11 protein-coding genes are annotated in these 13,411 nt (G+C 60.5%); 2 read left to right on the top strand and 9 right to left on the bottom strand.

The window, feature by feature from the left end:
* Nucleotides 1-9 precede the first annotated feature (9 nt).
* The 9 genes from QYE47_RS19240 to hmpA form a co-directional block, all read right to left on the bottom strand.
* Nucleotides 10-1,137 (bottom strand): hypothetical protein, encoded by a 1,128-nt coding sequence (locus QYE47_RS19240; protein ID WP_014589729.1) that lies wholly within the window; start codon nucleotides 1,135-1,137, stop codon nucleotides 10-12.
* Nucleotides 1,138-1,250: 113 nt separating this feature from the next.
* The gene (alaC, locus tag QYE47_RS19235; RefSeq protein ID WP_004576357.1) at nucleotides 1,251-2,459 is read right to left on the bottom strand and encodes an alanine transaminase; all 1,209 of its coding nucleotides are present in this window, start codon (nucleotides 2,457-2,459) and stop codon (nucleotides 1,251-1,253) included.
* A gap of 309 nt (nucleotides 2,460-2,768) precedes the next feature.
* Nucleotides 2,769-3,656: a heme o synthase gene (gene cyoE, locus QYE47_RS19230; protein WP_003248596.1), complete on the bottom strand. Its 888-nt coding sequence runs from the start codon at nucleotides 3,654-3,656 to the stop codon at nucleotides 2,769-2,771.
* Nucleotides 3,657-3,667: 11 nt separating this feature from the next.
* Complete coding sequence (gene cyoD, locus QYE47_RS19225) at nucleotides 3,668-4,000, bottom strand: cytochrome o ubiquinol oxidase subunit IV (protein ID WP_003248599.1); 333 nt, start codon at nucleotides 3,998-4,000, stop codon at nucleotides 3,668-3,670.
* Nucleotides 4,000-4,623, bottom strand: a complete 624-nt coding sequence (gene cyoC / locus QYE47_RS19220; RefSeq protein WP_019436939.1) for a cytochrome o ubiquinol oxidase subunit III — start codon at nucleotides 4,621-4,623, stop codon at nucleotides 4,000-4,002. Before cyoC ends, cyoD begins: the two co-directional genes overlap by 1 nt.
* Nucleotides 4,624-4,626: 3 nt before the next feature.
* Nucleotides 4,627-6,645, bottom strand: coding sequence for a cytochrome o ubiquinol oxidase subunit I (gene cyoB / locus QYE47_RS19215; RefSeq protein WP_014589727.1), 2,019 nt, complete (start codon nucleotides 6,643-6,645; stop codon nucleotides 4,627-4,629).
* Between the two features lie 3 nt (nucleotides 6,646-6,648).
* Complete coding sequence (gene cyoA / locus QYE47_RS19210; RefSeq protein ID WP_003248605.1) at nucleotides 6,649-7,590, bottom strand: ubiquinol oxidase subunit II; 942 nt, start codon at nucleotides 7,588-7,590, stop codon at nucleotides 6,649-6,651.
* Nucleotides 7,591-8,149: 559 nt separating this feature from the next.
* Complete coding sequence (locus tag QYE47_RS19205; protein ID WP_014589725.1) at nucleotides 8,150-8,656, bottom strand: disulfide bond formation protein B; 507 nt, start codon at nucleotides 8,654-8,656, stop codon at nucleotides 8,150-8,152.
* A 456-nt stretch (nucleotides 8,657-9,112) separates the two neighbouring features.
* Complete coding sequence (gene hmpA / locus QYE47_RS19200; RefSeq protein WP_012051223.1) at nucleotides 9,113-10,291, bottom strand: NO-inducible flavohemoprotein; 1,179 nt, start codon at nucleotides 10,289-10,291, stop codon at nucleotides 9,113-9,115.
* Between the two features lie 154 nt (nucleotides 10,292-10,445).
* On the opposite strand from hmpA, the gene norR reads away from it, so the two are divergent.
* Nucleotides 10,446-12,002, top strand: a complete 1,557-nt coding sequence (gene norR / locus QYE47_RS19195) for a nitric oxide reductase transcriptional regulator NorR (RefSeq protein ID WP_070383477.1) — start codon at nucleotides 10,446-10,448, stop codon at nucleotides 12,000-12,002.
* A 190-nt stretch (nucleotides 12,003-12,192) separates the two neighbouring features.
* Nucleotides 12,193-13,411, top strand: a 1,219-nt coding sequence (locus QYE47_RS19190) for an Ig-like domain-containing protein (RefSeq protein ID WP_301159101.1), incomplete at its 3' end; no start/stop codon positions are given.

The following is a 13,411-nucleotide window of genomic DNA, read 5'->3' as shown; positions in this document are numbered from 1 at the left end:
CCCTTTCAGTTAGCAGATGGGCTGGTAAGTTTCAGCATCCCAGCGTTGCAAACCCAGGCCTGCGCTCGGCTCGTAGCCACCTCCCTGCACCTTGCTGAATTGAGTATGCGCCTCACCACAATGCACCAGACGATCGTTCTCATCGCCCTCGGTGAGTACCGTGTAAGACTTACTGCGCATGGCCTGATACTGCCTGTCGGCGGCCGCCATGACCTGGTGATACTTCATCAACTGGCTGCTGCTCAAGGCCAGACGTTTGTCCAGGTGCACGCCCCAGCGGGTCAGGCAAACCTCGGCAAAGTGGCGAACGATCAGCCCAGGTTCAGCCAGCACCTTGCCATCGCCTGCGCCATCAGCCGAGGCATTGCCCACCAGCGTGGCATGGCGACCCGGCATCGGATAAACGCATATCCTTGTCCCTTTGGCGACCGAAGGGATCACGCAGGCAAATCCTTTGGAACGCTCATCCCTTGAGTAGAAGCCTACGTACTCTTTGACGTTATCCGCCAAGGTTACGCGCTCGCCCTGTACGTTACCGACGCCAGGCACCGGGTCGATGGCAAATATGTTCACCGGTATGCCCCGCAATACAGGGTCTTGCGCCATGGCATTGGCCAGCATGTGGCAGCTGATCCCTCCCCTGCTCCAGCCCACCAGGTTGACCTGGGTTGGCAGGCGCGGCTTGCGGAACATGCTGATGATGCGCTCCTGCAGTTCCTGCGGGGTTGGGTGGCGATCGCCGTAGTCGTAGGTTCGCCAGAACCATGAGGCGGAGGAAGACACATCCGGAATCGGCACGCCGGCAGCTTTCAGCCGCTCGTATTCTTGCTCACTGAGTTTGGTGCGCCGCCAGCTGCTTTCACCTTTGATGACCTGCAGCACATGGTTGACGTTCTCCTCCCAGCCGCGGCCAAACAGCTGGCCGGTCCAGTTGAAATAGCCGCCGGGTTCGACGAACAGGTTGTCATCCTGAAGGTTGCCGCTGCCTGGGCCGTCGACGGCGATCCAGTGGGCAAATTCCCGGCTCTGGTCGTTGCTGGCCAGGGTCGAGACCAGCTCGCCATTCCAGAAGTTGGGATTGGCGTCGTCGAAACGGTGCGAGCCAGTGCCGCAGAAGTAGGCGGTGAAGACACTCATGGGGTATCTCTTTGGTGAGAAATGAGTGCTGAAGGTAGGCGTAGGGGTAACCCGCAGGCAGGCGGAAAGCTCACCCAAGAGGCAGTTGGGGCTGCTTCGCAGCCCCAATGGGCTTACTTGCGAGCCAAACCATCAGCCCGGAACATTTGCCGGATCCCGCGGATGGCCTGGCGAATACGGTCTTGGTTCTCGATCAACGCAAAGCGCACATGGTCGTCCCCATAGTCACCGAAACCGATCCCCGGCGACACGCAGACCTTGGCCTCGGCCAGCAGCTTCTTGGAGAACTCCAGCGAACCCAGGTGCGCATACTCCGGCGGGATCTTCGCCCACACGTACATCGACGCCTTGGGGTTCTCGACCATCCAGCCCAGTTCGTGCAGCCCTTTGACCAGCAGGTTACGGCGCTGGCGATACTGCTCGGCAATGTCGCGCACGCACTGTTGGTCGCCTTCCAACGCGGCAATGGCTGCGACCTGTAGCGGGGTGAAGGTGCCATAGTCGTGGTAGCTCTTGATCCGCGCCAGGGCGCTGACCAACTCGGGGTTGCCGACCATGAAGCCGATGCGCCAGCCGGCCATGTTGTAGCTCTTGGAGAGGGTGAAGAACTCCACCGCAATGTCCTTGGCACCCGGCACCTGCATGATCGACGGGGCTTTCCAGCCGTCGTAGACGATATCGGCATAGGCCAGGTCATGCACCACCAGTACGTTGTACTGCTTGGCCAGGGCCACCACGCGCTCGAAGAAGTCCAGCTCCACGCACTGGGCGGTCGGGTTGGACGGGAAGCCCAGGATCATCATCTTCGGCTTGGGGATGGACTCGCGAATGGCCCGCTCAAGCTCGTTGAAGAAGTCCACTCCCGGCACCAGCGGCACCGAACGCACCTGGGCACCGGCAATCACTGCGCCGTAGATGTGGATCGGGTAGCTGGGGTTGGGCACCAGCACCGTGTCGCCCTGGTCGAGGGTGGCCAGCATCAGGTGGGCCAAGCCCTCTTTCGAGCCGATGGTGACGATGGCTTCGCTTTCCGGGTCGATGTCGACCTCGTAGCGGTCCTTGTACCAGTTGGAGATTGCTCGGCGCAGGCGCGGGATGCCGCGAGAGGTGGAGTAGCCGTGGGTGTCTTCACGCTGGGCGACCTGTACCAGCTTCTCGACGATGTGCGGCGGGGTGGCGCCATCGGGGTTGCCCATGCTCAGGTCGATGATGTCCTCGCCACGACGGCGGGCAGCCATCTTGAGCTCGGCGGTGATGTTGAAGACGTAGGGGGGGAGACGATCGATGCGCGCAAAGCGGCGCGGCGAACCTGGGTTGGCCATGGCTTCCTCTGAGTACGTAAGCGCCCGGAACCGTCCGAGCGACGTTGGCCGATGTGGCGGCCTGAATCAGAAGATAGTGCCGAAACAGGATCCTTGTAAAGGATAATTTCCTGTTTTGTTAGATCTTTTCAGATCTATTGTTTGAAAATCAGAGATTTATATTTTCCTGTGCTGGCCTCTTCGCGGGTAAACCCGCCCCTACAGGAACCTTGTAGGAGCGGGTTTACCCGCGAACAGGCCAGCACAGGAAAAACACCAAAAAAAAACCCCGGCACAGTGGCCGGGGTTTTCGTGAAACAGGCAGCAGTTTCAGCGTGCGTAGGTCATCAGCACGTCCGCAGCGGTCTGGCTGTCCACTCCCATCATCACACTCAATGCAGTGACGGTAAGGATGGAGAAGCCGAACACCTTGCGGGCCCACTTGCTGTCGTCCTCAGCCTTGTAACCACCCCAGGCCATGTACAGCCAGTACAGGCCCATGGCAGCGGCCACAGCCAGGTAGCCGAGGCCGGCGTAACCGCCGAGGGTAAGCATAAGGGTGGCGAGCACGAAGGCCAGCACGTACAGCACGATCTGCTTTTTCGCCGCGAGGATGCCACGTGCCACCGGCAGAACCGGAATGTTGGCAGCGCTGTAATCCTTGAAGCGGAAGATCGCGATGGCAAAGCTGTGCGGCATTTGCCAAAGGCTGAACATCACCAGCAGGGTTACCGCAGCCAGGTCGAAGCTGTTGCTCACGGCGCAGTAACCGATCACCGGAGGCATGGCACCCGACAGGCTGCCAACCAAGGTGCCGTGCACCGATTTACGCTTCAGCCACAGGCTGTAGAAACCGACGTAGACGACAAAGCCAATCAGTGCGCAGAACGCAGACAGCGGGTTGGCCTGGACATACAGCAGGCTGAAACCCGCCACCCCGAGCAGGGTGGCGTAGATCAGCGCGAGGGGCAGCGACATGCCGCCCTGAACCATGACACGGTTCTTGGTGCGCTCCATCTTGTGGTCGATGTCACGGTCGATGCAGTTGTTGAACACGCATCCGGACGCAACCACCAGCGAAGTACCGATCACCACCGCCAGGAACAGGGCGAAATCCACATGGCCCTTCGAGGCAAGGAAGAAACCGCCTGCCACGGAAAGCACGTTACCGAAAATGATCCCCGGTTTGGTGATTTGGATAAAGTGCTTAACGGACATGCAGTCTTACCTCACTTGGCCAACATTTCGAAGTGGATGCTGAACATGATCCACAGCGACAGGCCGACAAGCAGAGCGATCACCAGGGTGGTGAACAGGAACGTCGAAACGTTGTTGCGTTGCTCTTTCGAGCGGTCCATGTGCAGGAAGTAAACCAGGTGAACAACTACCTGGATCACGGCCATGGCAACAATGATCAGAACGGTCAGGTTCTTCGGCAGGCTGGCGGTCATGGCCAGGCCGAATGGAATCGCAGTCAGGATGATCGACAGTACAAAACCGATCATGTACGACTTGACGCTGCCGTGATTACCTTCGTGATGAGTGTCGTGTGCGTTAGCCATTACAGAACCCCCAGCAGGTAAACGACGGTGAATACGCAGATCCAGACCACGTCCAGGAAGTGCCAGAACAGGCTCAGGCAGCTCATGCGGGTCTTGGCGGTCGGCGTGATGCCGTGCTTGTTGATCTGGTACATCATGATTGCCATCCAGATCAGACCAGCAGTCACGTGCAGACCGTGGGTACCTACCAGGGCGAAGAAGCCCGACAGGAAGCCACTGCGCTGCGGGCCGAAGCCCTCGCTGATCAGGTGATGGAACTCATAGATTTCCATCGCGATGAAGCCTGCACCGAACAGGAAGGTCACAGCCAACCAGCCCAGTACGCCAGCTTTCTTGCCATCGAACATCTTCAGCATGGCGAAGCCGAAGGTGATCGAGGACAGCAGCAGGAGCAGCGTTTCAACAGCTACGAAATCGAGCTGGAAGATGTCATGACCCGACGGGCCGCCGGCAAAACTGCCGGACAGCACCGCGTAGGTGGCGAAGAGCGACGCAAACAGGATGCAGTCGGTCATCAGGTACAGCCAGAAGCCCAGTACGGTCATCTGGCCCGAGTCGTGGTGGTGGTCGTCGTGCCCATGGTCGTGACCATGAGCAGCGCCGTGCATTACTTGACTGGACATTGATTACACCCGCTCAAACGATTCGACACGTGCGCCGGCAGGCAGAGCACCTGCTTTGGCCAGCGCTTTCATACGCTCGCCTTCGATGCGCGCCACTTCTTCGGCCGGAACCATGTAGCCCTGGTCGTCACGTGCAGCGTGGCGAACGAAGACAGCGATGGTTGCAACCAGGCTCGCGCCAACCAGCCACCAGATGTGCCAGATGAAGGCGAAGCCGAAGACGGTCAGGAACAGGCCCATGAACAGACCGGTAGCGGTGTTGCTCGGCATGTGAATGGCTTCGTACTTGGCCGGGGCCTTGTACGCAACGCCTGCTTCCTTGGCTTCGTGCCAGCAGTCCAGGCCAACTTTCTCAGGCATGTGAGCGAAGTTGTAGAACGGAGGTGGCGAAGAAGTCGACCATTCCAGGGTACGGCCGCCCCATGGGTCGCCGGTCACGTCCAGGTTCTGCTTGCGGTCGCGGACCGAAACGACGATCTGGATCAGCTGGCAAGCGATACCGAACAGGATCAGCACGGCGCCGACAACGGCTACGTACAGGTAGGGTTCCCACAGTGGGTTGTCGGAGTGGTTCAGACGACGGGTCATGCCCATGAAGCCCAGGGCGTACAGCGGCATGAACGCAACGTAGAAGCCCGACAGCCAGAACCAGAAGGCAGCTTTGCCCCACTTCTCGTTCAGGGTGAAGCCGAAGGCTTTCGGGAACCAGAAGGCGAAACCGGCGATGTAGCCGAATACCGCGCCACCGATGATCACGTTGTGGAAGTGCGCAATTACGAACAGGCTGTTGTGCAGGACGAAGTCAGCACCCGGAACGGCCAGCAGTACGCCGGTCATGCCACCGATGGAGAAGGTGACCATGAAGCCCAGGGTCCAGAGCATCGGTGCGGTGAAGCGCACACGGCCTTGGTACATGGTGAACAGCCAGTTGAACAGCTTCACACCGGTCGGAATGGAGATCAGCATCGTCGCCAGGCCGAAGAAGGTGTTGACGCTGGCGCCGGCACCCATGGTGAAGAAGTGGTGCAGCCATACAGCAAAGCCGAGGATGGCGATCGCGCCCGATGCGTAAATCATCGAGTGGTGGCCGAACAGGCGTTTGCCAGAGAACGTCGAAGTGACTTCCGAGAACACGCCGAAGGCCGGCAGGATCAGGATGTAAACCTCAGGGTGACCCCACGCCCAGAACAGGTTGACGTACATCATCGGGTTCCCACCAAGCTCGTTGGTGAAGATGTGGAAGTCCAGATAACGGTCAACAGTCAGAAGAGCGAGTGCAGCAGTCAGAATCGGGAACGAAGCGACGATCAGCACGTTGGCCCAGGTGCAGGTCCAGGTGAAGATCGGCATGTCCATCAGTTTCATGCCAGGTGCGCGCATCTTCATCACGGTGACGAGGAAGTTCACGCCGGTAAGCGTCGTACCCAATCCGGATAGCTGTAGCGCCCAGATGTAGTAGTCGACACCCACCCCAGGGCTGTACTGAATGCCCGCGAGCGGCGGATAGGCAACCCAGCCGGTCTTGGCGAATTCACCAACGCCCAGCGAGATGTTGACCAGCAGCACGCCTGCCAGCAGCAGGTAGAAGCTCAGGGAGTTCAGGAACGGGAAGGCAACGTCACGTGCACCGATCTGCAGAGGAACCGCCAGGTTCATCAGGCCGGTGAAGAACGGCATCGCCATGAAGATGATCATGATCACACCGTGAGCGGTGAAGATCTGGTCATAGTGTTCAGGCGGCAGATAGCCTTCGGAGCCGCCGGTTGCGGCAGCCAGCTGGGTACGCATCATGATGGCGTCGGCAAAGCCGCGCAGCAGCATGACCATCGCGACGATGATGTACATCACGCCGATCTTTTTGTGGTCGACAGTAGTCAGCCACTCGCTCCACAAGTAGGTCCACTTGCGGAAATAGGTGATAAGACCGACGACAGCGATACCGCCGAGCGCGATCATGGCAAGCGTCACCATGACTATCGGCTCGTGATAGGGTATCGCCTCCAGGCTTAATTTACCGAACATCTCTTACTCCTCTGCACCGGCAGCTGGTTGCATACTCGATTCCACACCCTTGGTTGTGGCCAGATCTTTGCTGCCTGCTTCTTCGTGGCTACGACCGCGGTTCATGCCTTCGTACTTGTCGACGATCAGCTGGAACTGCTCAGGCGAAGCCTCGCTATACAGCGCGACCGGGTTGTTTTCGCTTGGTTTGGCCAAGGCGTCGTATTCGGCCTTGTCCAGCTTCTTCGGCGACTGCTTGACTTCAGCGACCCACTTGTCGAAGTCTTCCTGAGAGGTGGCAGTAGCCTTGAATTTCATGCCGGTGAAGCCAGCACCGCTGTAGTTGGCGCTGATACCGTCGAATTCGCCGTTTTCGTTGGCGATCAGGTGCAGCTTGGTGGTCATGCCGGCCATGGCGTAGATCTGGCCGCCCAGGCCCGGGATGAAGAACGAGTTCATCACGGCGTCGGAAGTGACGCGGAAGTTGACCGGAGTGTTAGCCGGGAAGACGATCTTGTTGACCGTGGCAATGCCCTGCTCCGGGTAGATGAACAGCCACTTCCAGTCCAGCGCGACCACGTCGATCTGAATCGGCTTAACGTCCGAATCCAGCGGACGATAAGGGTCCAGCTTGTGGGTGGAGTGGTAGGTGACGTAACCCAGGGCGATGATGATCAGGATCGGGATGATCCATACCGCGGCCTCGATCTTGGTCGAGTGCGACCAGTCAGGGGTGTAGGTGGCTGCCTTGTTGGAAGCACGGTACTTCCAGGCGAACGCCAGGGTCATGATGATCACAGGGATTACCACCAGCAGCATCAGGCCGGTAGCGATCAGGATCAGGTTCTTTTGCTCAATGCCGACCTGGCCCTTCGGGTCGAGCAGGGTCCAGTTGCACCCACTGAGTAAAAGCATGCCTAAAAAGGGCAATATGCCAAACAGTCTGGGGTAACGCTTTTTACTCATCTCACGACCTCTAGATCAGCTTGCTTCAATGCAATTTGTGTTTTGGTAGCCAACACTTCGTCCTGCCAAGTGAGGCATTTCGCGCCCGTACTCGCTCCTGCCTGGGGTCCGACTGCAGGACCTTGGCTTCAAGCGGGTTAGCGGTGCTTATGGTTTCGTAGGCAACAGGCCTGTACTTCAGACCAAGTCCATTTGGTGCGGGAAAACGCGGAGGGGTGTCCGCCCGGTATCGCCGTTGGGCGAAACTTGACGAAGTCAGCAAAAAGGAGCGCTGGGGCTTCCTTCAATCCTGCGACTCGCAAGCAGTGCCGAACGGAAATTGGGGGCGATTGTAGATAGGTCGCCAACCCTTGACTATGACTTATTGAGCAACAGTCTTTTACAGAATCCGCAACAATGCTGCTCAATAATTCAACTTCGCGACAGTTTGTCGCACCCCGCTTGCTAGGCCTCAAAGCCGCATTCTGCAAGGCCTACGGGTTGATCTGGATCAAGCGGTGCGCAACTTTTCCCTCTTCTCATGCGGTGCAAAAGACCCCATGCAATTCGGGACTTTTGTCTAAGCCTGGCGTCGATTGCGGTAGATACCGAGCGGAACCAGGACGGCGGTCAGCACGAAGGCAACAAGTGCCCATTGCGCCAGCGACAGGCCGAGGATCGGCGGGTAAGGCGTACTGCAGAAGCCGTCGACCTGAAACGCCAGTGGCCACAGTTTTGCCAGTGGCAGGTCATCCACGATCGGCTGCAGGGTATCGATACCGCAACTGACCATGGGGTTGGCGAGTATATACACATGGTTGCCAGCCGCAACGATTCCGCCAATGGCACTGAGCACCACCAATGCCTCGAAGAAGGTCAGGCTGCGGCGCCCAGGCATCGCCGCAGCGATGAAGGCAAAAAGGGCAATGAACAGCAACGCATAACGCTGCAGGATGCACAGCGGGCAGGGTGCCTCGCCTAGCACCACCTGCATGTAGAGGGCGCCGCCGATCAGTGAAAGGCAGATCAGCCCCAACAGCACCAGAAAGCGCCGTTCCCGATTCAGGCGCGATGTTTGTTCGTTCATTGCCGGTTCCTTCGATGGATAGTGGCAGCGTGGTCCGCCTGCCTGGGCGCAAGTCTACACGCTGGGCATGGCCTGTGAGCATGCCGAGGGAGCGTCGCGGAAGCACTGCGCAGGGCTATCCAGTGTGGCTGAGACCGGCCGCAACGACGTCGGTTCAACGCCAGGCGGCAAAAAAACGGCTGCCCAGGTGCCGCGCAGGGGCAAGCCCCTCGACACCCGGGAGTGAAGGATACCGTGATTAAAGGATGATTAAGGATGAAAGCGCAGCGCCCGGTTTCATCTTTCCTTTATATATAGGCAGAAAGGTGTGCTGCAGCGGGGGGACGAGTACTTTATAAGCCTGTACCGGCCCCTTCGCGGGTAAACCCGCTCCTACAGAGACGGCACCCCATTCAAGACCGGTGCAATACCTGTGGGAGCGGGCTTGCCCGCGAAGAGGCCGGCACAGGCGCTACATCACTCCAGCGCTGCCGCCGGCCCGAAGAACTCGTAGCGGCTCTGCTGCTCCGGCACACCCAGGCCCTTCAGTTGGCGCTTTACCGCCGCCATGAAGCCCTTCGGCCCGAGGAAGTAGGCGTCCACGTCACGCTCCTGCGGCAGCCACTCGGCAAGCAGGTCTTCACTGAGCAAACCCACGGCGTCGGCCGCAGCGCCACCTTCTGGCTCGGCATAGCAGTAGAAGCGCTTGAGCTGTGGATGGCGCGCCGCCAGGCCATCGATCCAGTCCCGGAAGGCATGCACCGCGCCATTACGCGCACAGTGGATGAAATGCACCTCGCGCCGGGTTTGCAGTGCTGCCTGCAGCATCGCCAGGGTCGGGGTAATGCCCACCCCTCCGCTGATCAGCACCAGCGGCTTGTCGCTGGCTGCCAGGGTGAAGTCACCCGCAGGCGGGAACAGTTTCAGGGTATCGCCCACCACCAGCTCATCGTGCAGGTAGTTGGAGACCTTGCCGCCCGCCTCGCGCTTGACGCTAATGCGGTATTCCTTGCCGTCGCACAGCGCCGACAGGGAATAGTTGCGGCGCTGCTCGGCACCGTCAATGTCAAGTTTCAGACCGATGTACTGGCCAGGTTCTGCCTTGAGCACCGGCATGCCATCCACCGGGGCGAAGTAGAACGAAACGATCTCGCTGCTTTCCTGCTCGCGGCGTACCAGGCGGAATTCACGGGTACCGCGCCAGCCACCCTCGGCCTCTTCCTTCTCTTTATAGAGGTTTTCTTCAGCGCCAATCAGAATGTCGGCCAGCTGGCCATAGGCCGCGCCCCACGCGTCGATCACCGCAGGGGTGGCAATGTCCTTGCCCAGCACTTCCTCGATGGCGCGCAGCAGGCAGCTTCCGACAATCGGGTAGTGCTCCGGCAGAATCTGCAGGGCAACATGCTTGTTGATGATCTGCCCAACCAGACCGCCCAGTTGCTCCAGCTGGTCGATATGGCGGGCATACATCAACACGCCATTAGCCAGCGCACGCGGCTGATCGCCGCTGGCCTGGTGGGCCTGGTTGAACAGCGGCCGTACCTCGGGGTACTCGCTGAGCATCATCTTGTAGAAGTGGGTGGTCAGCGCTTCACCGCCGCTTTCCAGCAGAGGTACAGTGGCCTTGATGATTGCACGTTGTTCGGCATTGAGCATTGCAACAACTCCTGAGCCTGTGGCTTCAAATGACTGCCCCTGCCATTACAGCAATCGTGCCAACTTTTATCGCCAGCAAAATCACGGGTTTGATGCAGGTCATGTCAAAACGACCCACCCCTGCGTATAGTCATATCGACCCATAGGAGTCCATATGACTACACAGCCACTGCTCACCACCCTCCTGCCCCTGGTCAGCGACCTGTCCCGCGATTTGCCCGACCAGGAACGCTACCGCCGCCTGTTGCAAGCCATGCGTGGCCTGCTGCCGTGCGATGCTGCAGCACTGCTGCGACTGGATGGTGAATGGCTGGTGCCGCTGGCAGTGGATGGCCTTAGCCCCGACACCCTTGGCCGGCGCTTTCGGGTCAGCGAGCACCCGCGTTTCCAGGTACTGCTCAGCCGCCCGGAACCTACCCGTTTCGCCAGCGACTCCGAACTGCCCGACCCCTACGATGGGTTGGTCAATGCCCCCGATGCCGACCTTGAAGTGCACGACTGCATGGGCTGCCCGTTGATGGTCGATGAGCGCCCATGGGGCCTGGTCACCCTCGACGCCCTCACCCCCGGGCAGTTCCAGAGCCTGGAGCTGGATGCCCTGCAGGCCTTTGCCAGCCTGGCTGCCGCCACCGTTACCGTGGCCGAGCGTATCGAACACCTAGCCCTGCGTGCCGAAGACGAACACCATCGCGCCGAGCTCTACCGCCAGGCCAGCGGCCAGGATAGAGAGCTGATTGGCCAGAGCGCGGCGCACAAACGTCTGGTGGAGGAAATCCGTCTGGTCGGCAGCAGCGACCTGACCGTGCTGATCACCGGCGAAACCGGGGTCGGCAAGGAGCTGGTGGCCCAGGCCCTGCACCGGGCCAGTAGCCGCGCCGACAAGCCGCTGATCAGCCTCAACTGCGCCGCCCTACCCGACACCTTGGTGGAAAGCGAACTGTTCGGTCATGTGCGCGGCGCCTTCACCGGCGCGCATGGCGAGCGCCGCGGCAAGTTCGAACTGGCCAACGGCGGCACACTGTTCCTCGACGAAGTGGGCGAACTGCCGCTGACGGTCCAGGCCAAGCTGTTACGCGTGCTGCAAAGCGGCCAACTGCAGCGCCTGGGTTCGGACCGCGAGCACAGGGTGGACGTGCGCCTGATCGCCGCGACCAACCGCGACCTGGCTGCCGAGGTGCGTACGGGCAACTTCCGCGCCGACTTCTATCACCGCCTCAGCGTATACCCGCTGCACGTGCCACCGTTGCGCGAACGTGGGCGAGACGTGCTGCTATTAGCGGGCTACTTCCTCGAACAGAACCGTTCACGGCTTGGCCTGAACAGCCTGCGCCTGAGCCATGAGGCCCAAGCCGCGCTGATCGCCTACGACTGGCCAGGCAATGTGCGCGAACTGGAACACCTGATCGGCCGCTCGGCACTCAAGGCGCTAGGCCAGCACCCTGATCGGCCACGTATCCTCACCCTCGAAGCCATCGACCTGGACCTGCGTGTGTCGGCAGCCACGTCAGGCACGCTGCCCTCCCCCACTGAAGCGCTGCAAGTGGTCACCCCGCCTGAAGGCGGATTGCGTGAAGCCGTCGATATTTACCAGCGACAGCTGATCGAAGCCTGCCTGCAGCGGCATCAGGACAACTGGGCAGCAGCAGCTCGCGAACTCGGTCTGGACCGCGCAAACCTGAGCCGTTTGGCCCGCAGGCTAGGGCTTCGCTGAGGCTGTTCTACCAAAGGATTAACCCAGAAAGCCATCTGGTTGCTTCCCCACCGGCTGCTATATCTCCCTAACCACCCGTTTGTCGACTGCCTGGTCGAGGCTGTGCGTAAGACCCCTGACAGGGCTCTGTTACGCCGGTTATGGCCCGAACACGCGGGCCGGGGGATCCGGATATCAGCAGGGAGCATCCATGGACAACATCGTCGTCGCCGATAAGCAATCCGAAGTCGCCACTCAGAGCGCCTGGGGCAATATCAATCTCAAAGCACCAAGCGTCGTGCAGATACCGGTATCTCCAGACAAAGTGGCAACGGTCACCCAGCGCGGGCAGGACCTGATCGTCACCCTGAAGTCGGGGGAAAAGGTCACCATCGGTAACTTCTTCGCCGTGGACCAGGCCGGGGTCGGCAGCGATATGGTCTTCGTCGGCGAAGACGGCACCCTGTGGCATGCCCAGTACGATGCGGCAGCTTTCACCGGTTTCACCTTCGAAGAAGTGGCCTCGCTGGACGAACTGGTCGCAGGCATCGGTACTGCAGGCAGCGCCATGCCAACTTGGGCGATTGCCGGGCTCAGCCTGCTCGGCGTGGGCGGTGCAGCAGCAGCGGCGGACAATGGAGGCGGGGGCAGCAGCGGCGGTTCCGACCCCGACACCAGCGCACCGGCCACACCGATCGACCTGCTGGTTTCGCCGGATGGCTTGCGTCTGACGGGCCGTGGCGAAGCAGGCACCACGGTGAACATCCGCGACGCCGCCGGCAACCTGATCGGCAGCGGGACAGTGGGTGCCGACGGCAACTTCAACGTGACGTTGAATGCGCCGCAGATCAACAGCGAAAACCTTGATGTCACCCTGACCGACGCCGCCGGCAATGTCTCGGCGCCTGGCACTGTCACTGCGCCGGACGCAACTGCACCACTGGCGCCGACCGACCTGGCTATCAATGAACAGGGCACCACCCTCACCGGCCGTGCCGAGCCCGGCTCGACGGTTTCCGTGCAAGGCGCTGGTGGCGTGTTGCTGGGCACTGCGGTGGCCGGTGCGGACGGCCAGTTCAGCATTACCCTGCAACCGCCACAAAGCGACGGCCAGGCCCTGGAGGTCAGCGCCGCAGATGCGGCAGGCAATAGCTCGCCAGTTGCCAACATCACGGCACCGGACGTCGACACCCCTGATACTACAGCCCCTGAACAACCGACCGACCTGGCCCTGGCCGATGGCGTCACCTTCACCGGTCGCGGAGAGCCCGGCGCTACCGTGCAGGTGCGCGATGCTGGCGGCAACCTGATTGGCACCGGTGTCGTCGGTGCCGACGGCCTGTTCAGCCTCTTCCTGTCGCCTGCCCAGGCCAATGGTGAAGCACTCGATGTGCGTCTGGTGGATGCCGCCGGTAACAGCTCTGCCCCAT

It is taken from the genome of Pseudomonas sp. 2,4-D (assembly GCF_030418155.1).
In the GTDB taxonomy this organism is placed as follows: Bacteria; Pseudomonadota; Gammaproteobacteria; order Pseudomonadales; family Pseudomonadaceae; genus Aquipseudomonas; species Aquipseudomonas alloputida.
The sequence above is the reverse complement of the archived record's forward strand: the minus strand, read 5'-3'. Positions and strand labels throughout refer to the sequence as shown.

Bases quoted from the DNA above. Each gene is read 5' to 3' on its own strand.
- QYE47_RS19240 (WP_014589729.1), bottom strand. From the start codon at position 1,137: ATGAGTGTCTTCACCGCCTACTTCTGCGGCACTGGCTCGCACCGTTTC.
- alaC (WP_004576357.1), bottom strand. From the start codon at position 2,459: ATGGCCAACCCAGGTTCGCCGCGCCGCTTTGCGCGCATCGATCGTCTC.
- cyoE (WP_003248596.1), bottom strand. From the start codon at position 3,656: ATGTCCGTTAAGCACTTTATCCAAATCACCAAACCGGGGATCATTTTC.
- cyoD (WP_003248599.1), bottom strand. From the start codon at position 4,000: ATGGCTAACGCACACGACACTCATCACGAAGGTAATCACGGCAGCGTC.
- cyoC (WP_019436939.1), bottom strand. From the start codon at position 4,623: ATGTCCAGTCAAGTAATGCACGGCGCTGCTCATGGTCACGACCATGGG.
- cyoB (WP_014589727.1), bottom strand. From the start codon at position 6,645: ATGTTCGGTAAATTAAGCCTGGAGGCGATACCCTATCACGAGCCGATA.
- cyoA (WP_003248605.1), bottom strand. From the start codon at position 7,590: ATGAGTAAAAAGCGTTACCCCAGACTGTTTGGCATATTGCCCTTTTTA.
- QYE47_RS19205 (WP_014589725.1), bottom strand. From the start codon at position 8,656: ATGAACGAACAAACATCGCGCCTGAATCGGGAACGGCGCTTTCTGGTG.
- hmpA (WP_012051223.1), bottom strand. From the start codon at position 10,291: ATGCTCAATGCCGAACAACGTGCAATCATCAAGGCCACTGTACCTCTG.
- norR (WP_070383477.1), top strand. From the start codon at position 10,446: ATGACTACACAGCCACTGCTCACCACCCTCCTGCCCCTGGTCAGCGAC.